At 49.7% G+C, this 21,376-nt stretch carries 14 protein-coding genes and 2 pseudogenes; 15 read left to right on the forward strand and 1 reads right to left on the reverse strand.

What is annotated here, in order from left to right:
• The first annotated feature begins 153 nt into the window (after positions 1-153).
• From G451_RS0122255 to G451_RS0122315, 13 genes are all read left to right on the forward strand, one after another.
• A complete protein-coding gene (locus tag G451_RS0122255; RefSeq protein WP_034643402.1) occupies positions 154-993 on the forward strand; it encodes an HDOD domain-containing protein in 840 nt (279 codons plus the stop codon).
• 17 nt (positions 994-1,010) lie between these two features.
• Positions 1,011-1,892, forward strand: a complete 882-nt coding sequence (locus G451_RS0122260; RefSeq protein ID WP_027185981.1) for an MBL fold metallo-hydrolase — start codon at positions 1,011-1,013, stop codon at positions 1,890-1,892.
• A 27-nt stretch (positions 1,893-1,919) separates the two neighbouring features.
• Positions 1,920-3,131, forward strand: a complete 1,212-nt coding sequence (gene cbiE, locus G451_RS0122265) for a precorrin-6y C5,15-methyltransferase (decarboxylating) subunit CbiE (protein ID WP_027185982.1) — start codon at positions 1,920-1,922, stop codon at positions 3,129-3,131.
• 6 nt (positions 3,132-3,137) lie between these two features.
• Positions 3,138-3,887: a precorrin-4 C(11)-methyltransferase gene (gene cobM, locus G451_RS0122270; RefSeq protein WP_027185983.1), complete on the forward strand. Its 750-nt coding sequence runs from the start codon at positions 3,138-3,140 to the stop codon at positions 3,885-3,887.
• 87 nt (positions 3,888-3,974) lie between these two features.
• The gene (locus G451_RS0122275) at positions 3,975-4,367 is read left to right on the forward strand and encodes a secondary thiamine-phosphate synthase enzyme YjbQ (protein ID WP_027185984.1); all 393 of its coding nucleotides are present in this window, start codon (positions 3,975-3,977) and stop codon (positions 4,365-4,367) included.
• 80 nt (positions 4,368-4,447) lie between these two features.
• On the forward strand, positions 4,448-5,452 hold the full coding sequence (locus G451_RS31085; RefSeq protein WP_051261777.1) for an amidoligase family protein: 1,005 nt from the start codon (positions 4,448-4,450) through the stop codon (positions 5,450-5,452).
• A 128-nt stretch (positions 5,453-5,580) separates the two neighbouring features.
• Entirely contained in the window at positions 5,581-6,123 is a 543-nt protein-coding gene (locus G451_RS31090) for a C-GCAxxG-C-C family protein (RefSeq protein WP_051261778.1), read from the forward strand.
• A 31-nt stretch (positions 6,124-6,154) separates the two neighbouring features.
• Complete coding sequence (locus G451_RS0122290) at positions 6,155-6,709, forward strand: rhodanese-like domain-containing protein (RefSeq protein WP_051261779.1); 555 nt, start codon at positions 6,155-6,157, stop codon at positions 6,707-6,709.
• Between the two features lie 45 nt (positions 6,710-6,754).
• Complete coding sequence (locus G451_RS0122295) at positions 6,755-7,750, forward strand: Lcl C-terminal domain-containing protein (RefSeq protein WP_027185986.1); 996 nt, start codon at positions 6,755-6,757, stop codon at positions 7,748-7,750.
• A 333-nt stretch (positions 7,751-8,083) separates the two neighbouring features.
• The gene (locus G451_RS31095) at positions 8,084-9,619 is read left to right on the forward strand and encodes a TolC family protein (protein ID WP_169727926.1); all 1,536 of its coding nucleotides are present in this window, start codon (positions 8,084-8,086) and stop codon (positions 9,617-9,619) included.
• 55 nt (positions 9,620-9,674) lie between these two features.
• Complete coding sequence (locus tag G451_RS0122305) at positions 9,675-9,938, forward strand: YHS domain-containing protein (RefSeq protein WP_027185987.1); 264 nt, start codon at positions 9,675-9,677, stop codon at positions 9,936-9,938.
• Between the two features lie 123 nt (positions 9,939-10,061).
• Positions 10,062-12,695, forward strand: a complete 2,634-nt coding sequence (locus G451_RS33275) for an efflux RND transporter periplasmic adaptor subunit (RefSeq protein WP_051261781.1) — start codon at positions 10,062-10,064, stop codon at positions 12,693-12,695.
• Positions 12,692-16,597 carry an efflux RND transporter permease subunit gene (locus tag G451_RS0122315; RefSeq protein ID WP_027185988.1) on the forward strand — a complete coding sequence of 1,302 codons (3,906 nt, stop codon included), beginning with the start codon at positions 12,692-12,694 and terminating at the stop codon, positions 16,595-16,597. The genes G451_RS33275 and G451_RS0122315 overlap by 4 nt, the downstream gene beginning before the upstream one ends.
• A 105-nt stretch (positions 16,598-16,702) precedes the next feature.
• Here the strand turns inward: G451_RS0122315 and G451_RS31105 are convergent.
• A pseudogene (locus G451_RS31105) lies at positions 16,703-17,182 on the reverse strand (iron-containing alcohol dehydrogenase); the annotation flags it as partial.
• Positions 17,183-17,540: 358 nt separating this feature from the next.
• Between G451_RS31105 and G451_RS31110 the strand changes: the two are divergent.
• The gene (locus G451_RS31110; RefSeq protein WP_084448722.1) at positions 17,541-18,314 is read left to right on the forward strand and encodes a FadR/GntR family transcriptional regulator; all 774 of its coding nucleotides are present in this window, start codon (positions 17,541-17,543) and stop codon (positions 18,312-18,314) included.
• Between the two features lie 1,542 nt (positions 18,315-19,856).
• Positions 19,857-21,221, forward strand: a pseudogene (locus tag G451_RS35110) (cache domain-containing protein); the annotation flags it as partial.
• Positions 21,222-21,376: the final 155 nt, after the last annotated feature.

The raw sequence follows: 21,376 nt of genomic DNA on the forward strand, positions 1-21,376 counted from the left end.
GCATGGCAATTGGAAACGGTAATTTTGCGTAAAAAGACAAGCATTGCAAGACAATCGAAAACAACTTAAGGAAAATAATGGTTGAGGAGGAAGGCCTTTTGCCTGTCGTAAAGCATAGGGCAGTGTCGTTTGAGAAACCAGCAGCAATGCATCATGACCGATTCTCGAGCCAAATTACTCACCCTGGTTGATAAGATACCCGCTTTTTCACAAAGTGTGAACCGTATCCTGCAATTGACTTCAGATATGAACTGTTCACCGAAGGAGCTGTTGTCTGTTGTCGAGCATGATCCAATTTTAACTATGAAAATTCTGCGCCTCGTTAATTCTCCTGTCTTTGGCTTGGCGCAGCAAATCACCTCTATTTCTCACGCGCTTGTGTATATTGGTCTGAATACATTGAAGAATATTACCTTGAGTCTGGCCGTTATCGGAGCGTTACCACGAAAAAATAAAGCCGGTTTCGATATCAATGCTTTTTGGTTGCATTGTCTCGCTGTCGGTGTTTCTGCGAGACAGCTTGGCGAACATATAGGTATATCCCGCGCTCAGGCTGGGGATTTGTTTGTTGCAGGGCTTTTGCATGATATCGGGAAAGTCATCTTTGCTCTGTATGAGCCGGAGCTTTATAAGTCGGCTTTGGCGCAAGCCGCCTCTGGCATCACTCCACTGCATGAAGCAGAGCAACAATTTTTGAACGATACGCATGCGAATATGGGCGCACTGTTGGCTGAAAAGTGGGTTTTGCCCGTCCCATTGCGTGACAGCATTGCTCACCACCATTCTCTCGGAGAGCGTCCGAGCTCCGTTGTGGCCTGCGTCTTTGCGGCAAATCAGGCCGCTAAAAAATTGCACTACGGTTTTGCCGGAAACGTGGTGATTGATGAATTTCCAGATGCTGTCCAAGATCGGCTGGGCCTTGATCAGGAAGGGGCGCTTCAAGTGCTCCAGGGAGTTGATGAACTTGTGGAAAAGGCAAAGCTGTTCATATAATTCTTCCAGGAGAAACCATGCGCATCACCATGTGGGGGGTACGTGGTTCCATTCCCGCCCCCGGACCTGAGACTGTTCGTTATGGCGGCAACACAACGTGTCTTGAAGTCGTGACATCGGATGACAAGCGCATTATTCTTGATGCTGGTTCCGGGATACGGGCGCTCGGTCTTGAGTTGGCCAAAAACATGCCTCTTTCTTGTGATATCTTCATTACCCATACACATTGGGATCATATTCAAGGATTGCCGTTTTTTGTGCCACTTTTCGTTCCGAACAACGATATACGAATACGGGGAACATTCGACCCGGTTTCCATGAAAGGCATTGACGAGATATTGGCCGTTCAGATGGAATATTGTTATTTTCCTGTTCGAAGTACGGAATTGAAAGCAAATATCCGTTATGATTCCATCCGTGAACGGCAAACCATACAGGTCGGAACAGCAACCGTGTCATCCATCCTGATGAATCATCCCGTGCTGACATTTGGGTATAAAATTGAAGATAGTGGCAAATCGTTTTTTTTTACAGGCGATCATGAACATTACGCCAATATATTCTCCCCGGAGGATCAGGAATACGAAGAATTCGAGAAGCTTGTTGCCGCGAAGAGTGCCAATTTGCTCGAATTTATAGATGGTGTCGATTATGTAGTGGCTGATGCGCAGTATACGCAGGCCGAATATCCGTCTCGTGTAGGGTGGGGGCATGCCACGTTGGACGACTGTGTTGCTTTGGGACGTCAAGCCAATGTCGGCCATCTTTGTTTAACGCATCACGAGCCAACACGGACTGACGATGCTCTGGAGTCGATTTTTGCTGATCTTCTTCACCGTAACGCCGATATGGCCAATAAGCTTTCTCTTGCCTTTGAGGGAAAGGTTATCGAACTTTGATCCGGCGTAAGCCGCTCTGCTCATTATATGCCGTCTCTTCATGTCATCGGTCTGGGAATGGCCGAAACGTCATTGTCTGCTTCGCTTGCCGAGGTGGTCGCCTCGGCCGATGTTGTTGCCTGTGCTCCACGATTGTGCTCGTGTCTTGGTAAAATTCATGTGCCGGTCATCCCCATTGGCTCCCCGTTGTCCGACGTTCAACAGGCTGTTCGCCAAGCATTGGATGAGGGAAAGACAGTTGCGCTCCTTACCTCCGGTGATCCTTTATTCTATGGTATTGGGAATTGGCTGCTTTCTCATTTCGATACCAGTGAATTGGTTTTTCATCCGGCAGTTACCGCGATCCATGCGGCCTGCGCACGTATCAAACGGCCTGCTCACGATCTTCCAGTTGTTTCGTTGCATGGTCGCGCAGCTCTGCCGAAACTTTTTGCGACGTTGGCCCGCTCCATGGCGGTTGCGGTGTACACCGATCCCGTCAACACCCCGAATCGTATTGCCGAAGGTGTGTTCCAGCGAGGAGGGGACCACTATTCCATGTGGGTATGCCAGGATATGGGAGCGCCGACGGAAACCGTGGAACACCTTCGTTTGCCCGAAGCCGCCATGCGGTCTTTTTCTCCTCTCAACGTTGTCGTTCTTGAGCGTGACGCTCCGCCGGACATGGCGCTCCATCTGGGAATGCCGGACGAGCTTTTTGTCCCTTATGGACATCCGTTTACGAAATGGCCTGTACGAGCAGCGGTGCTGGCTTCATTGTCGATAGCACCCAAACATACGGTGTGGGATCTTGGCGCCAGTATTGGGACGGTCTCGTTGGAGGCGTCGGTATTGGCACACAATGGATGCGTTTGCGCTGTGGAACGTCTCTCCGAGCGCGTTGAGGTCATGCGCGATTTGATCCGAAAGAGCGGGGCGTTACATATTGAAACGGTTGTGTCCGATGTCGTGACAGCAATTGATGCATTACCTGATCCGGACCGTATCTTTGTGGGAGGAGGAGCAGGCACGCAGTTCGATGTGATTGAAACCGCATTGGCGCGGCTACCTTGTGGGGGACGCATGACGGTTGCATGTGTTTTATTGGGAAGTTTGAGTACGGTGTTGGACGGGTTTAGACGGAAAGGTATCCAAACCACAGTAACTGAAATTCAGGCGGCTGTTTCTGAACCGCTTGGGCAAGATCGCCGCCTTGTGAGTCGTAATCCGGTCTTTCTTGTGACTGCAGAAAAAGAGTAACTATTCATGCCGAAAGTGAGCTTTATTGGTGCTGGGCCAGGAGACCCCGATTTGCTGACGGTCAAAGCGGCCCGGTTGATTGGTCAGGCCGATCTCGTCCTTTATGCTGGTTCTTTGGTTCAACGGGCTGTTGCCGAATTGGCCGGAGGTGGGGCAAAGATTGTCGATTCAGCGCCGATGACCTTGGAACAGACGCATGCGTGTATGGTGGATGCCATTCATCAAGGATGCTCTGTGGCACGTGTTCATACAGGTGACCCTGCGCTCTATGGAGCCGTACAAGAGCAGATTGCTTTGTTACGTCGAGATGGCATCGACTGGGAAATTATTCCTGGCGTCACGTCGGCTTCAGCTGCAGCAGCGGCTTTTGGTGCATCGTTTACATTGCCCGAGCAAACTCAAACACTCATGCTGACCCGACTTGCCGGGAGAACAGCCGTTCCGGAGTCCGAGCGACTTCGCGATCTAGCAGCGCATAAAACCGCTTTGGCTGTGTATTTGTCGGGAAGCAATCCCGAAGGGGTTCAAAGCGAATTGCTCGCTGCCGGCTATCCTCCGGAAACGCCAATTGCCATTGCACACAAAGTGTCTTGGCCCGGTGAGCGTCTCTGTCGTGCCCCTTTATTCGACCTGGCGAAGACGGTTCGTGCCGAAGGAATTACATCCCAGACCCTCTTTCTTGTCTTGCCCGATCCGGAAACCGGAACACCGTCTCGGCTGTACGCCGAAGATTTTGCACATGCCTGTCGACCATAAGAATTGCGTATCCATGCTTTTCCTGGGTACATAAGCAAGGATATGCCTGAAATTGGTATCGAATGATTGATCAGCAAAGGAGAAGGTATGGAAATTTTGCATATCAATACGCACTCTCGGGAAGAGATGGTGAGTATTACGGATGAAATAGCCGCTCTCATACGGGAAAGAGGATGGGATGACGGTATTCTTGTGTTACATTGTCCGCATACCACGGCTGGTTTAACAATCAATGAAGATGCCGATCCTTCCGTGATACGAGATATGTTGACGGCGATGCGGCGTCTTGTGCCACATCAAGGTGATTATCGCCATGCTGAAGGGAATAGTGATGCCCACATCAAAACAACCACCTTCGGCCCTTCGCTGAGTCTTATTGTTGAAAATGGGAAGCCGTGCTTGGGCACGTGGCAAGGAATTTTTTTCTGTGAATTCGATGGACCGCGTTCACGAAAGCTTTGGGCGAAATGGGTTGGATAATAAAAAATTGCATCTGGTTGGATCACGGCAAGGAATATGCTATGAATACCACTCTTTCATAACGGACAAAGGAGAATGCCGTGTCTCTTTCGAACAACAATCAAGAATTTCTTCCTCTGCCACGTTCAACCAATTCTGATGGCGATATCCGTCGAGCTGGATTTGAACTGGAATATGCCGGCCTCGACATTGAACAATCTGCCCAACTTGTAGTCAACCGCTTTCATGGAACGATACAACGAGAGAGCCGGTTTGCTTATACCGTTGCACAAACCGACTTCGGTGATTTCCATGTAGAAGTCGATGCCTCGCTTCTTAAGAATAAAGAATACGAGCAAATGCTGAAATCCATCGGCATTGAGCTTGATGTTAATTCTCGCGAGACTTTAGAGGACGCCTTGTTGGAGCTGGCGTCATTGGCTGTGCCGTTTGAAGTCGTAACACCGCCAATTCCGACGGACCGATGTGATGAAGTCGAGGCATTGCGGGCCGACTTCCACAAACACAAGGCGCAGGGGACACAGGCATCGTTTCTCTATGGATTTGGTTTGCATATCAATGTGGAAGCCGCAAGTTTGGAAGCGGATTGGTTGCGAGATATGCTCCGGTCTTATTTGCTGCTGCGTCATGCTATTGCCGAGAGCTCGGGGATTGATCTGACCAGACGTATATCGCCCTATATTGATGATTTTCCCGAAGAATACGTTCGTACGGTATTATCTCCGGATTACGCCCCAAGTCGGAGACAACTCATTGCTGATTACCTCCTGAGCAATCCCACACGAAATCGCTCGTTAGATATGTTGCCGTTGTTTGCCAGTATTGAAGCGCGTCTTGTCATGGAGCATGTTGACCCGGAAATTGCTCCTTTGATTAAGCCTCGACCGGCATTCCATTACCGACTTCCGGATTGCCGTATTGACGATCCCCAGTGGCGAATTGCAGCCGACTGGAATCGCTGGGTCGAGGTGGAACGCCTTGCCGATGATACTCCCCGTTTAGAAAAGGCGTGCCATGAATATGTCCATAATCATCGTGGTTTTCCTGAGGAATGGCTGGAGTGGGCAGCCCGGTTGTTTGAATAGAGCATGTCGAGTGCTTTTCAAAGCTCAAATTCTGTTTATCTTTTTGGCGGACGAACACGAAGTTGAAGTGGTGCCTCTGGGGTCCACCACGAGTTTTGATTTTTTCAGGACAGAAATAAGGATACGTTATGATAATTGAAAAAAGCGAAGATATTCGGATGGTTGTGTCTGATCGTGCCGAATCGCTTTTTCGTTCGCGTCGGTATTTATGCGCCGATGCCGTTATGTTGAGTATCAACGAGGTGTTGGATGCAGGTTTGAGTGAAGAGCTGGTATTGCGCCTCACCAGTTCTTTGCCTGTTGGAATGAATAGCGGGTGTGTCTGTGGGGCCCTTTCAGGGGGACAACTTGCACTCGGTATGTTGCTTGCCGGTCCCGGAGAAGGGCGCCTGAGTCGGCGTCAAGTGCAACAAGCCGGTGCGGCTCTTCATGATCGATTCAAAGAAGAACATGGAGCGGTGTGTTGTCGGGTTTTGACGAAAAAAGCCGAGAAAGAGGGCCGGGATCATTTTGATCAATGTGCTCGCTTTTCCGAGTGTTGTGCAGCGTGGGCAACAGATATTATTATTGAACAACGACCCGAGCTCATTACAACTGCTCAATATGTACCTCCGGTGAAACACTCGATATTGTCACGAACCTTGACCCGTTTGACCAATTTGTTGCGGTGAACAGATTCTGAGACGAGGAACGCGCTTCATTATGAAAAAGCAGTTACGAGGACGAAAACTCGTTATTTGGTGGGGGGTGGCTCTTGTTGTCTGTGCCGGCGCGGCCATCGCGGCGGGTTGGCTCAAACCACGACTCCTTGATAGTGCCCAGAAACGGCTGGCTGTCAGCGAAATGTACTACGAGTATAAACAGAAATTTCCTGACGTCATCGATATTCGTCCGGAAGAAGCCATACAACTCCTTGGTGAGGGCAATGTCATTTTTGTCGATGACCGAGAGCCGAAAGAACGCGCAGTTTCGACAATTCCCGGAGCCATTTCGGCCGATGATCTCCGAGAACATCCAGAACAGTACAGTGGCAAAACACTCATCGTCTATTGTACCATCAGTTACCGGAGCGGCAAGTTGGCAGAAGAATATGGCCCAAAATACGGACTTGTGATGAAAAATATGATTGGCGGTATTTTAGGATGGGTGCATGCCGGAGGACCGATTGTCGACCCTTCGGGAAGACCCGTCCTGCGTGTCCATGTCTATGGACCGACTTGGGATCTTGCTCCGGATGGCTACGAGACTGTCTGGTAAGGCTTGAAAGGTGGCCTTCATGCTATGGGGATGGTAGCATGAAATATGAAATATTTTTTTCGAACCGGCCAAAGGTATTGTTTTGATAGTCACGGTAAAGCTATACAGTGTGCGAATGCGGGACAAGACGGTGAAATACAGTCTGGAGTTTCCTTCCCTGAACCACGTTTTGTGGTTGAAAACGACCTTGTCACCGATCGTTTGACCAAGCTTATCTGGACGCGTCGAGCGGCCATCGCTGAATTCCCCCTCACCTGGCAAGAAAGCCTCGATGCCATTGAACAGATGAACGTCGAGCGTGCTTATGGTCGTTCCGACTGGCGTCTTCCAAATCGACGAGAACTGCGTTCGTTGGTTGATCATGGTCAGACGCGGCCGGTTTTGCCGGCCGATCATCCGTTTACCGACCTCGTCCAGCATTGGTATTGGACGTCAACATCGTCGGCCATGTCTCCGGCGTATGCTTGGCACGTTCATTTTATGGGTGGCCGGATGTTCTACGGCAAAAAAGATGGGTATGAACTTGCTTGGCCGGTTGCTGGGAGCAGCGATGTGATACCAAAAACAGGACAACGTCTTTGCTACGATACCGACGGGAATACCATCGACTGCAGCAACACAGGACAGGATGGTGCAATACGCACGGGTGTCGCCTGGCCTGACAAACGATTTGAAGATGACGGTGAAATTGTTCGAGACGATCTCACCGGGCTTATCTGGGCACGTCACGCCGACCTTGCCGGGAAACTGGTCAATTTGGATACAGCCTACAGATGGATCGCTGACTATCGGCAAAAAACTGGACGCGACTGGCGACTTCCCTCCATTAATGAACTTGAATCCTTGGTCGACGCTTCCGGTCATTCTCCGGCGTTACCGTCCCCGCATCCATTTCTCAATCCTCGTGAAGCCTATTGGTCTTCCACGACAAGTACTTTTGAGCCGGACTGGAGCTATTGCTTGTATCTGCACAAAGGGGCTGTGGGAGTGGGGTTCAAGGTGAACGCGGAGTTTTCCGTATGGCCTGTGTGCCAATCCTAAAAGCCACTTCTCCAGCACTCTTTTTCTTCAATCCTTTTGAATAAAGTCCTTCCCTCACGCTCACCTGTATGATTTAGTCACATCTCATCAGTTTCTCTGTCTATTTTTTTTACAGTTTTCGACCGAATTGGTATACAAACCAGGAGTCGAAGCATGTCTGTCTTCTTTCAAGTTATTTCTAATTCTAGACTAAATTGGTTTGGTATGTCTTTTGGAATAATGTTCCATCAGAATCGCTGCCTGTCTGCAAGTTCGATCTTGCCTCGTCCCCAGGACCGTACATTGGACAGAACGGCGATAACACCCATAACCGGCATTAAGCGAATCGTCCCTATGCACACACTCTCTCCGTCCATGGCAAGGAATACCTCCCAAGAACCATCCATCCTCGTTCCTTGCCGGGACGGAGCCGGTTATGCTGTTCGGCTTGTCTTGGTCATGATGTGCGTTGTCGTGGCATGCTCTCTGTTTTTTGTGGGCATTCAGACTGCGCATGCAAAGGCAAAAAAAGCAGTCAAGGCAACCACGACAGCACACCACGGATTGGAAACAGCGCAAGGCGAAGAGGCCACAGAAGATTTAGCGTCTTTCCTGGCACAAGCAGCCAAGGATAATAATCAGCTCAAAGCCGAATTTTTTCGCGTGAAATCGGCGCTGGAAAAAATTCCTCAAGCCAAGTGGAGTTTACCCGATCCAAAATTTTCGTTCGGCTATTTTATCGAATCCGTGGAAACACGCGTTGGCCCGCAGCTCATGCGATTTGGTTTGTCGCAAACGTTTCCCTGGATTGGTAAAATACTGGGCAGAATTGATGTCGCGACAAACGATGCCCGAGCTGCTCAGGCACGTTTTGAGGCCGTGCGATTGTCCGTTTTTTATGCGCTGAAGAAGGCATGGTATGAATATGCCTATTTGGATCAAGCGACCCGCATTCTCCAAGAGAATCTTGACCTGTTGCGCTTTCTCGAGTCTGTGGCTCGTTCCGGATACGCCGCCGGTACTGTGCCACATGCCGATGTTCTGAGTTTGCAGGTTGAAATTGGTAAACTCGAAGAACGACTGACCGCACTGCGAGATTTCAAAAAACCGGCGTTAGCCGCAATCAATGCCGCGTTGAGTCGACCTGTTGGGACATCACTTTCTGCAGCTCCTGATATACCGGTCATGCATCTTCGTTTGGATGAAGACAAGCTGCTGGCACAACAACGGAAGTCCAATCCTCGCCTTATTGTATACGATCACATTGCAGCCAAAGAAGCAGCTGGAAAGCGTTTAGCTCGACAGGATTATTATCCTGATTTGACTTTGGGCGTCGAAACCATCGTGACCGGAGATGCCCGCTTGTTCAATCGCGTCAGTTCGGATGGAACGATCTCCGCCCCAAGTGCGCCACCGCCGGATTCAGGAAAGAATGCCTGGATTGTGTCCGCATCCATCAATATCCCTCTGTGGTTTGGCCGCATTGAAGCGACCGCACGAGAAGCGGAATACAAACGACTGGCCGCATTGCGTAACCGTGATGGACTTGCTGATACACTCGGAGCAGACCTGAAAATGGCGATGTATAATTACCGGGATGCCATGCGGAAAATAGAACTCTATCGAGAAACTCTTATTCCTAAGGCCATGCAGTCCTTCCGGGCCGCGTTGAGCGGTTATCAAACCGGATTGACCGGTTTTGCTGCCTTGGTCGATGCTCAACGGACATTGCTTGAATTTCAGCTGTCGCTGACTCGTGCTGTGGCCGATCAGGCCGAACAGCTTTCCCAAGTTGAGTTGCTTGTCGGTCAGGATGTGGCTTCAGGTGTGGACGGATCGCTGATGGCGTATTCGACATCATCCTCCGTCCCTTCCATAAAAGGTAAGTAAGATAAACCAGACCGCTGGCCTTGTGTATCAAAAAACAAAAGAGTGGAGTTGTACAATGAAAAAGTTGGCCATGACCCTGTTGTGTGTATTTTGTCTCACAGTTGCTGGGGCACCGGCAGCAATGGCGCAGGATGTAAAACAAGAGAAATGCCCGGTAATGGGATATAAGCCTTCTGCGAAATTATACACCGATTACAAGGGCAAGCGTATTTATTTTTGCTGTGCCACCTGTCCGGAAACATTCAAGAAAGATCCGGAAAAATACATGAAGAAAATTGAATCCGAGCACATTACGCTTGAAGATGCTCCAACCAATTAGTTCAGCAGGCAGAAGCGTAGGAGATCGGGAGTCGAGATATTCCCTGACGTTCCCAATCAATGCTTCCGAGCCAGGCACTGCCTGCCTCGGAAGCATCGATTGTTGACTATAGAGAGGCATGCCATGAAACACAGACTATTGTTTATCGCGATACTCATCGGTGTTCTTGGCGCGACGTTTGTCGGGGGGTATTTCCTTGGTGGGCGTTCGCAAGATTCCGAATCGCTTTCGACAGTTGCTTCCGGGACTGCCGATTATGATCACACTCATGAGGAGACCTCCGAGTCCGCGGAAAAGACCATCTGGACGTGTTCCATGCATCCGCAAATCCAGTTGCCCGAACCCGGTAAATGTCCGATTTGTTTCATGGACCTCATTCCTCTCAAAAAAGATTCCTCAAGAGCTTCCGGTGTTGTGAATCCGCGTCGACTGACTCTTTCTCCCGAAGCGCGGAAACTGGCTCGGGTTGAGGTCGCGCCCGTGGAGCGTCGAGCTGTTGAGACGACGCTTCGCCTGTTCGGTAAAGTCGAGTATGACGAGCGACGTTTATCTTCCGTAACGTCGTGGATTGCTGGGCGGATCGATGCGCTTTACGTCGATTATCTTGGTGCCGACATCAAGAAGGGCCAAGCCATGGCCAAACTCTACAGCCCGGAACTCTACGCAGCGCAAGCCGAACTGGTGTATGCCATATCCGCCTCCAAAGATTTAGCTGGTAGCGGGTCACGACTTGTACGTGAGACCGCTAGCGCGACCATCAATGCAGCACGAGAAAAGTTACGTCTTTTGGGGATGACTGCCGGTCAAATTCGACACGTTGAGCGGGCTGGGAAACCCAACGAGCATGTGACTATCGTTGCTCGGGACACTGGCGTCGTTATCAAAAAAGATGTTCTCGAAGGAGCCTACGTCAAGGCTGGATCACCTATTTATACACTCGCTGATTTGAGTCGCGTCTGGGTTGTTCTGGAAGCGTATGAATCGGATCTGCCAAACATTCAGCTTGGCCAGACCGTGCGGTTTACAACTCGTGCGCTACCCGGTGAAGAATTTACAGGGACGGTCTCGTATATTGATACGGCTGTGAATGAAAAAACACGTACTGTACGCGTGCGCCTGGAAGTGAAGAACCCTGGACGACATCTCAAACCGGGCATGCTCGTGACAGCACAAAAGCGGAAAAGTCAGGAGAATGAGAAAGATGTTCTCGTCATTCCGGCAACGGCACCACTGCTGACTGGTAAACGGGCTATTGTCTATGTGGCTGATCCGGAAGCGGAAGGGGCATACGTTGGCCGTGAAGTTGTGCTTGGTCCTCGAGCTGGTGATGTTTATGTCGTGAAAAATGGTGTCTCCGAAGGCGAGCAGATTGTCGTCAATGGAGCATTTAAAATCGACTCTGCCCTGCAGATCCAGGCCAAGCCGAGCATGATGAGTCCTGCTTCGGATGCGCCCAATGTGATGATGAGCGTCTACGAGCCTTCACCAGCTATGACGGAATCATTACGAGCATTAGAATCCTCGTTCGATACGCTTGGCAAGACGGTCGTGGGTGATGATCTCGAAGAACAGCAGCAGGCTTTTCAAGAATTTTACAATGCGTTGTGCGCTGTCGACCCCACGAATCTTCAAGATCAGGCCGCGGTGGATTGGAAAGAACTTTCGGTCACACTCGGTAATGACGCCGTCCTCGGGGGCGAGGCTGAAGCCCGTGATGAAGTCAATCAACTGTTCGCCGATCTCAAAATCCACTATACACGGTTGACCAACCAATTCCCTCTGCCTCCCGATACCGCGTCGACGTCAGGCCGTGCACCGCAAAATTTCAAACAGGCATTAGGGAATGTCTATTTGGACTATCTCGGTATTCCCAAGGCCCTTTCACACGATCAATTGGAACCGGCAAAACAAGCGGCGTCCAAAACGCTCGCGGCTCTCGGTAATGTGGATGGGACTCCGCTGAGCGGGATGGACGCTCAACATTGGGCGGTCTGGCAGGCCGATCTTGAAGAAGCCCTTCAAGGCATTGCAAGCGCTCCAGATTTGGCGGCAGCCCGAACAGCCCTGGAACCGGCATCGGAAGCTCTGGTCAGGGCTATTGGTGAACTTGGTGCGCTCTCGCCTCAGCCGGTCTTCAAGCTGTTTTGTCCCATGGCATTCGATAATAAAGGCGCTATCTGGTTATGGTCCGAAGCGGATGTGTTGAATCCGTATTTCGGCGAGGCCATGCTCAAATGTGGCGAAGTGAAGGGGAAAGTTCGCGATGCAGTCGGGCGGACGCTTGGCAACGTGCCTGAGGTATTCAAACGACAGGTGGGGCAGTTATATAATGCCTCCCTCGGGTTGCCTGCGGCCATGGCAGCAGGCAGTCTGGATGGTGTCCATCAAGCAGGGAACGCGACACTGAAGGCGCTTCATGGCGTTGATATGGAACTTGTCCCCCGCGCCGGACATGCCGATTGGATGACGGCAATGGGAGAGATGCGTTCAACGCTCAACACCATGGTTAATGCCAACGATATAGAGACGGCCCGCACAGCCTTGAAACCGTTTACCCAAGCCCTGACTTCGGCACTCGATGAATTTGGGGTGATAACGGATAAACCCGTCTTCGAATTATTTTGTCCGATGGCATTTGATAACGCCGGGGCCACGTGGCTGTGGAATGAGGAAAACGTCCTGAATCCCTATTTCGGGGAAGCCATGCTGAAATGTGGCGAAGTGAAGCGTGCGATAGCATCGGGAGTTACGCAATGAGCGAGCCACGTACGAATCACCCCGAGCCCAAGAGTTTGAGCGAGAAGCTCATTTGGTTTTGTCTTAAACAGAAGCTCATCGTCTTTTTATTGACCATTCTTATGGTGGGAGCGGGGATCATGGTCGCTCCCTTCGACTGGGACATCATGGGTATTGCCCGTGCCCCCGTTCCCGTGGATGCCATTCCGGATATTGGGGAAAATCAGCAAATCGTGTTTACACAATGGATGGGACGGTCGCCGCAGGACATGCAGGACCAGGTCACCTATCCATTGACCGTGGCATTGCTTGGTGTACCGGGCGTAAAGACGGTACGCAGCTATTCCATGTTCGGATTCTCCACCATTTACGTTATTTTCAATGAATCCGTGGATTTTTATTGGTCGCGCTCTCGGTTGCTCGAAAAGTTATCGAGCCTTCCGCCAGGAACGTTGCCGGAAGGAGTGCGGCCGTCGTTGGGGCCGGATGCAACCGCGTTGGGTCAAATTTTCTGGTATACTCTTGAAGGTCGCGACTCGAACGGAAATCCCACAGGCGGCTGGGATCTCGACGAATTGCGCTCGGTGCAAGATTTTTATGTACGTTATGGATTGTTGTCGGCCGAAGGAGTAAGTGAAGTTGCCTCGGTTGGCGGATTTGTTCGTGAATATCAGATCGATGTCGACCCGAATGCTTTACGGGCGGCTGGGGTCGGTATCGATGATGTGTTTCGTGCGGTGTCCATGTCCAACCTCGATGTCGGTGCGTCCACCATAGAAATCAATAAGGTGGAATATTTGCTGCGTGGGGTGGGATTTCTGGAAAACGTGGACGACTTGAAGAAAGCCGTTATTACTGTTCGCGACAATCAGCCGATTCGCATTGAAGACGTGGCCCATGTTTCCTTGGGACCGGCATTGCGGCGCGGTGCCTTGGACAAAGGCGGTGCGGAAGCCGTGGGCGGAGTGGTCGTGGTCCGTTATGGCGGCAATCCCATGGCAACGATTGAACACGTTAAAAAGAAGATTGCTGAAATTTCCCCCGGTTTGCCGTCGAAAACATTGGCCGATGGGACCGTGAGCAAGCTGACCATTGTGCCGTTCTATGACCGGTCCGGCCTGATTGCCGAGACGTTGGGTACACTTAACGACGCTCTGGAATTAGAAATTCTCGTGACCGTCATTGTGGTACTGGTTGCGGTCATGCATTTAAAAAGTTCGCTATTGATATCCTCGTTGCTCCCACTCTCCGTGTTGTTCTGCTTTATCGCCATGCGCTATTTCGGGGTGGATGCCAATATCGTGGCCTTGTCTGGTATCGCCATTGCCATTGGGACCATGGTCGATATGGGGATTGTCATATGTGAGAATATTCTCACCCATCTTGATGATGCGCCGGAGGATGCCGACCGGCTCACCGTGGTCTATAAGGCCGCGTCGGAGGTCGGTTCGGCCGTGCTGACGGCTGTGGCAACGACGATTGTCAGCTTTCTTCCCGTGTTTGCGATGTCCGGGGCTGAAGGCAAGTTGTTCAAGCCATTGGCGTTCACCAAAACGTTTGCGCTAGCAGCGTCCATTATTATTGCCTTGACCATTATTCCGCCTGCCGCTCACATGCTTTTCACCTCTGTGACCAAAAAGAAGGTGAATGTTGGCCGGCTCGTGGTGAGCGGGCTTTTTGTTGTCGCCGGAATTGTCATCGCAATTACGGTCAAATGGTATCTTGGTCTTGTCTTACTCTATCTTGGTATTCGTCGATTGTTTGTTTCACGCTTGAGCGTGCGTGGAGAAGCACGCCTTTCAGGGGCGGAAAGTTTGGGACTGGCTCTTGTGGTGACGCTTGTCCTGGCTTTCCTTTGGTTGCCACTTGGGCCGGAGAAGGGACTTGTGCGCAATATGTTGTTCGTTGGGGGGATTATCTTCGGCATCATGGGGGCCTTGCAACTCTTTCAACGATATTATACGGCGATTTTGCGGGTATGTCTGCGCTATAAACTGATTTTTTTATCGCTTCCTGTTACGCTGATTCTGTTCGGTGGCATTATCTGGCTCGGATTTTCTCAGGTATTTTTCTTTTTGCCGGCCTCATTGGAAAAAACATCTGTGGTTGTTGCATTGGCCCATAAGTTTCCTGGATTGAGTAAAGAATTTATGCCCGATCTTGATGAGGGATCGTTCCTCTATATGCCAACAACGATGCCGCACGCATCTATCGGCGAAGTGCAGGACGTGCTTGCCATGCAGGACATGGCATTTGCAGCTATTCCCGAAGTCGAGACGGCTGTCGGCAAGCTCGGTCGCGCGGAAACTCCACTTGATCCTGCACCGGTATCCATGATTGAGACCGTTATTAACTACAAACCTGAATATCTCATTGATGCACACGGGAACCGGAACCGTTTTCGGTATGACGAAAGCCGCAAGGATTATGCCCGCAATGCAGCCGGCGAAAAATTGCTGGCGAACGATGGCCTCCCGTATCTCGTGCAAGGTCGTTATGAACGTGATGCATCCGGGCAACTTATTGAAGATTCTTCGGGACGTCCGTTTCGCAATTGGCGTCCGGCGCTCGATCCGGACATCAATCCTGGTCGCACGGCGTGGAAGGGGATTCTGACGCCTAACGATATTTGGGAAGAGTTGGTGCTGGCTGCCGAAATTCCCGGTGTGACCTCGGCACCGAAACTTCAACCCATTGCGGCCCGTATCGTGATGCTACAATCGGGCATGCGCGCTCCGATGGGGATTAAAATCAAGGGGCCGGATCTCGAAACCATTGAGCAAGTCGGGCTGGAACTGGAAAAGCACATGAAAGAAGTGCCCGGTGTCATGCCTGAAGCCGTTATTGCCGACCGCATCGTTGGCAAACCTTACCTTGAAATCGTCATCGATCGCGATGCCATTGCGCGGTATGGGCTCATGGTGAAAAACGTTCAAGACGTCATTGAATCGGCCATTGGTGGCAAGACCATCACCAATACCGTCGAAGGTCGGGAACGCTATCCGGTACGTGTTCGATATGCCCGCGAGCTCCGTGACAATATCGAAGGCATTAAACAATTGCTCGTTCCCGTGCCGGGGAAAGAACATATTCCGTTGGATCAACTTGCACTCATTCGCTATGTGCGCGGTCCACAGGTCATTAAAAGCGAAGATACGTTTCTGGTGGGGTATGTTCTTTTCGACAAAAAACCGGGATATGCCGAAGTCGATGTAGTGGACAATGCCAAAGCGTATCTCGAACGATTACACCAGTCTGGAAAACTCACATTGCCACCGGGCGTCTCCTATGCATTTGCTGGAAGTTATGAGAACCAGGTGCGAGCCCAAAAGAAATTGGCTGTGATTTTGCCCTTGGCGTTATTTGTCATTCTCATCATTTTACATATGCAATTTCGTCGTTTGTCTACAACCGTGCTGATTTTCTCGGGGATTCTCGTCGCGTGGTCGGGTGGGTTTCTCATGATTTGGCTGTATGGACAGGCGTGGTTTCTTGATTTCAGTGTGTTCGGCATGTCCATGCGTGATATCTTCCAAGTGCAGACCATTAACTTGAGTGTCGCCATTTGGGTGGGATTTCTCGCCCTGTTTGGCATCGCTTCGGATGATGGTGTTGTGATGGCCACCTATCTTGAGGAAAGTTTCGGACGAAACGAACCCGACACCGTTCCGGCTATTCGTGAAGCCGTGGTCGAGGGTGCACGACGACGCATTCGACCGGCACTTATGACTTCGGCAACGACAATTTTAGCGCTGTTGCCCGTGCTCACATCGCGTGGTCGCGGTGCCGATATCATGGTCCCCATGGCGATTCCGTCGTTTGGTGGGATGACTATTGAAATTTTAACCGTACTCATCGTCCCGGTGTTGTACTGCATGGTGAAAGAGGCACGCTTACGAATCCGGCGATATACATCGAGGTAGAAAAACGCGAGAGGGAATACATTGGTCAAAAGGCTTTTCCTCTCGCGTTATGTTTTAAAAATATTGTGAAGACTAAACAACCACCGGCTTCAGCCGATGGCTGTTTAGTTTTCGGTCCATGTTCGTGAGAACGCAATGGCGTGTGACTTCGCTACCTGTCCCGGCCGTAGTGTTGACGCTAGTAATGGGCGGCAACTCATTCGTTAGACGTTCGATGCCGGCGTAATTCTCATAGAGATCGCCTTCATGCGTGGCGGCAATGCCGATCGCTTTGCCGCAGTCGTGTGCACTTCCACCGCCAACGGTGACGACGAGATCGCATCCTTTGTCGTGAATGACATCCAATCCTTCTTCAACGTGATGCAGGTTCGGTTCTTTGTCCACGCCGGTATAGACTTCATAGTCTATTCCCGAGATTTCAAGGGATTGTATGATCGGATCGACACAACCAGCAGCCACAACCGGATCGTCCGATACAATAAGTGCTTTGGCAGTCTGGAGACGTGTTGCTTCTCGTCCGATTTGGTCGGCGGCCTGTTCGCCGATGTGCAACGTCGATGGCATGATGAATGTTTGCGAAGGCATCCGATCTCCTTTGGTTGCGAAGATGCGTTTGACCTATGAGTTTGTGCGTGAAGTGACAGTAACGCTTGTTTGGGGAAAATAATAAACAAAATTTTCAAATATTTGGCTATTTAGTGTATCGCATTGATATTGTTTTGTTTTTTTAAGGTTAAGCGTCTGGCACATAAATAAAGCACTTGCCTTGTTCGGATTCTTTCCGTCATACTTCAGTCAGAACCAATAGGAGTCTTCAATGTGATTAATGGAATGCGTTGTCGGCTTGCGTCTTGGAGTGTGAACAGAATGCATGATATGACAAGAGACAGACAAGGACTCTGTGACACGATGAAACTCAATCGTCTGACACATGGATGTACATATGTTTAAAGCAGCAAAAAAGGACAGAATTTCAACGCAGATTATCAATCAGATTCGTGAGGCCATTTTACAAGGAGAAATAACACCGGGCCAATCCCTACCTCCGGAAAAAGAACTTGTCGCACAGTTTGGTGTTAGCAAGCATACGTTGCGCGAAGCCTTACGAACACTTGAGGGAATGGGATTGATTTCCATTCGAAGAGGGGCGGGCGGTGGGCCTGTGGTCACTGAAGTCGAAATGGAAACGACAAAAGATTTCATGGCCAGCTTTCTGCATTTTCAAAATGTTTCTCTTCATGATTTGTCTGAAGTACGTAAAATTATTGAGCCATATTTGGCTCGTCATGCGGCTGAAACCTTCACGGAGGCTGACAAGCAGGATCTCTTGCGGCTTCACGAAAAATGCCAGGAGATTCATAGGCGGGATCAAAGTTTAATCGGAGCACAAGTTGAAATCGAGTTTCATGTCCTTCTGGCGCGGAAAACGGGCAACCCTGTATTGATCCTCATTCTTGATTTTGTGAATTCGCTGCTTGCCAAGACCAAGAAACAATTTGGTCCAGACAACCAGTTTGCCGAGCATGTCCTGGAAGATCATCAGAAGATTATCGATGCTATCATTCAGAAAGACCCCGATGCGGCATCCACAATAATGTTGCGTCACATTGTTGCCGTTGAAGAGGAGCTTTACCAGCTCGAAGTATCGCAACATTACGAGAAAGGGCGTACAGTACTGGAAAGTGGTTCTGAAAATGACAAAATTCATCTTGAGTGATGATATCGCGTGGATGTTCGTTGTGTCCACCTGAATTGTCTTTGAATAAGATGCTGTTCAAAAAGCACTTGCTCTGCGAAGGGAGTACATAGCGCTCCAGAGAGCACAGGCTGTCTTACCATCTTTTCTTCTTCTTTCTTTCAATATGATCTGACATCAAGCATGTTATTCTTCCGTCTTTGCATTTTTCGCGGTTTTCGTTGAACCATAATGATAGTGTCATCGAGTTGTGGATGCATTGGAAAAAATGGATAATAATGTATTTTTTTAAAATAAATGGTATCGTCTTTGTTCGTATTTTTATGAAGCCGTTGGTATAATATGAGTATGGTCTATTGTGTCAATCGTAATATGGTGGCTTATTCTGTTTGGCGATATGAAGAGAGTCTTTGAAGATGGAAACTCCAGAAGAGATTGAAGCTGTAGATAGACGCTCGACGAGACTATACTTAAGCTGGTATAATGCTGTAGTATATTGATCCTCATATTCTAACGAGGTTGTTCATGAGACTCACGAGTCCGTTACGAAATCTGGGCATGAAGCCTAAACTTATTGTGTTATTCCTCCTGGTCGGAATTGTTCCTATGGCCATTTCAGGGTGGTGGGCAGACCGACAAGCATCCATAGAAATGCTGCATCGGTCTTTTGCACAGCTTGATGCTGTGCGCGTCATCAAGGTTGGGCAGATATCGTCTTATTTTGAACACCGTCAGAATGAAGTGGATGTGTTAGTTGATACTATTGGCACCTATGCGGATAATGCATCGCATACGCTTGAAGTGATTCAAAAACTCAAACTGCAACACCTCAAGGATTTTTTGAGTCAGCTCAGCGGACGTATTCAAATCCTGGCAGAAGATCCCACTGTCCTCGCTATGCTACAATCTTCTGCACAAGATGCCGTATCGATGGCTATTTCGAATAGAATAGAGAGCCAGTCCGTTTCATGGCTTACTGATATTCTTGCGAAAGACGAAATAGCGGATGTGCTTATCCTTCGTCCTGATGGAACTGTTGTTCGTTCAGCAGTAGGGGGCATGGAGCAAGGAAAATTGCTTACTCAAGGCGAATTGGCGAAAACGACTTTGGGCCAAGCTTTCGCCAAAGCTTCGGCGTCTCAGTCACGTGATGTGGTGACTGTTGATTTTGCTCCGTATGGACCAGCCGGAGAAGATATGGCTGCGTTCATGATTGCGCCCATTCTTTCGCAAAACATGACAGTCGGTTATATTGCCTTGCGATTGTCGCTCAAGCCCATCAAAAATATCGTTGAGGGGCGAGATAGTCTTGGTAAAAGCGGTGAAACGTATCTTGCAGGAGAAGTCGAAAATACGATCTCTTTGCGCAGTACCATCGCGACGATGGGAGAAGGAGCCTATGTTCCAGGTTTTAAGGTTACAGGAATCGCCCCGGAATATTTAAAGAAGAGTCTTGCAGGGCAGCATGTGGAAGAGGTGTTTACCGATTCGGCTGGCAAACTCGTTAAGGTTGTGGCCGATCCTGTACCGCTTTTGGGCTTACACTGGGCCCTTGTAACAAAAATGGATTTTGAAGAGATTATTGCCCCTCAAATTTCCGATTCCAATTTAGATTTCTATCAAGACTATGCAAAAAAATATGGCTACGCCGATGTCATGTTAATCCACCCTCAGGGGCGTGTCTTTTATTCGGTCAACCACGATGCCGATTACGGAACTAACCTCATTACCGGTCCCCTGAGTGAGAGTAATCTTGGCCGTTTGTTTCGCCAGGTGATGGACACACAGCAATTCGGTATAGTCGACTTTGCAAGCTATAGTCCAAGTAATAACGCACCAATGAGCTTTTTAGCAAAGCCGTATATTGAAGATGGTAAAGTGGTGCTTGTTGTGGCTCTGAAACTTTCCAATGCACCAATTAATGCGATTATGCAGGAACGTACTGGCATGGGCGAGACGGGGGAAACCTATCTTGTTGGTTCAGATGGTCGTATGCGTTCCGACTCGTTTCTTGATCCAACAGGGCATAGTGTAGCGGCGTCGTTTTCCGGAACACAAGAGCGCAATGGTGTTGATACTGAAGCGGCACGCCAGGCATTGGTAGGAAAAACGGGCCGCGATATTCTTCATAACTATAATGGAACGTCGGTACTTTCCGTATATTCACCGATTACAATCGGTGGTTTTCACTGGGCTATTCTTTCGGAGATCAGCGAAGCTGAAGTCAAACAGCCGATCCGTGCGATAACTTTGGATATTGTATCCATGGGGTTGGTAATGGCGGTGCTTGTCATTCTCGTCGCGTATATTACGGCACGATCCATTGCGTTACCCCTGATGCGGGGAGTGAGATTCGCCCAGACTGTTGCACGGGGGGTGTTGAATGAATCCATTGAGGTCAACCAAGCCGACGAAGTCGGCCAGATTTTGTCCGCGATCAACCAGATTCCAATTACATTGAAGCGCGTTCTCTCCGATTTTGATGGTATGGTCGAAGCTGTGGAGTATGGACGCATCGATATCCAAATACAAAATGATTCGTATACCGGGGCGTACGGTGAGCTGATCCTAGGGGCAAACAGGCTGGTCGGTGCGCTTTCGTCGAAAATCAATGATATCCCTTTGCCGGTGCTTGTCATGGATAAACAGATGCATGTGATTTATGCCAATGCAGCGGCGACAGCGTTTGTCGGTGCTTCGCTGGATTCCATTTTGGGACGTCATTGTCATGAGCTTCTCACCAATGAACATTGCCGCACACCGAATTGTGTCTGCATGCAGTCCATGCAGACCGGGCGCATGGCACAGAACGAAACACAAGTGACTCTTGGAGGAAAAATACACGACGTTAAGTATTTAGGAGTTCCTATCGTTACACACGATGGGACCATTGCCGGTGTGTTCGATTTTGTCATTGATCAGACAGCCATTAAAAACGCTATACGGTTAGCGCAAAAGAAGGCGGATTACCAGGAACACGAGGTTGAGCAGGTGTTGAGCGATCTTGAGAACTTGAGCAAAGGGGTTCTCGAAGTCCATCAGCGTATCGCGTCCAAAGATGAAGACATTGTGGAAGAAGCCGA

Source organism: Desulfovibrio inopinatus DSM 10711 (assembly GCF_000429305.1).
Taxonomy (GTDB): domain Bacteria; phylum Desulfobacterota; class Desulfovibrionia; order Desulfovibrionales; family Desulfovibrionaceae; genus Alteridesulfovibrio; species Alteridesulfovibrio inopinatus.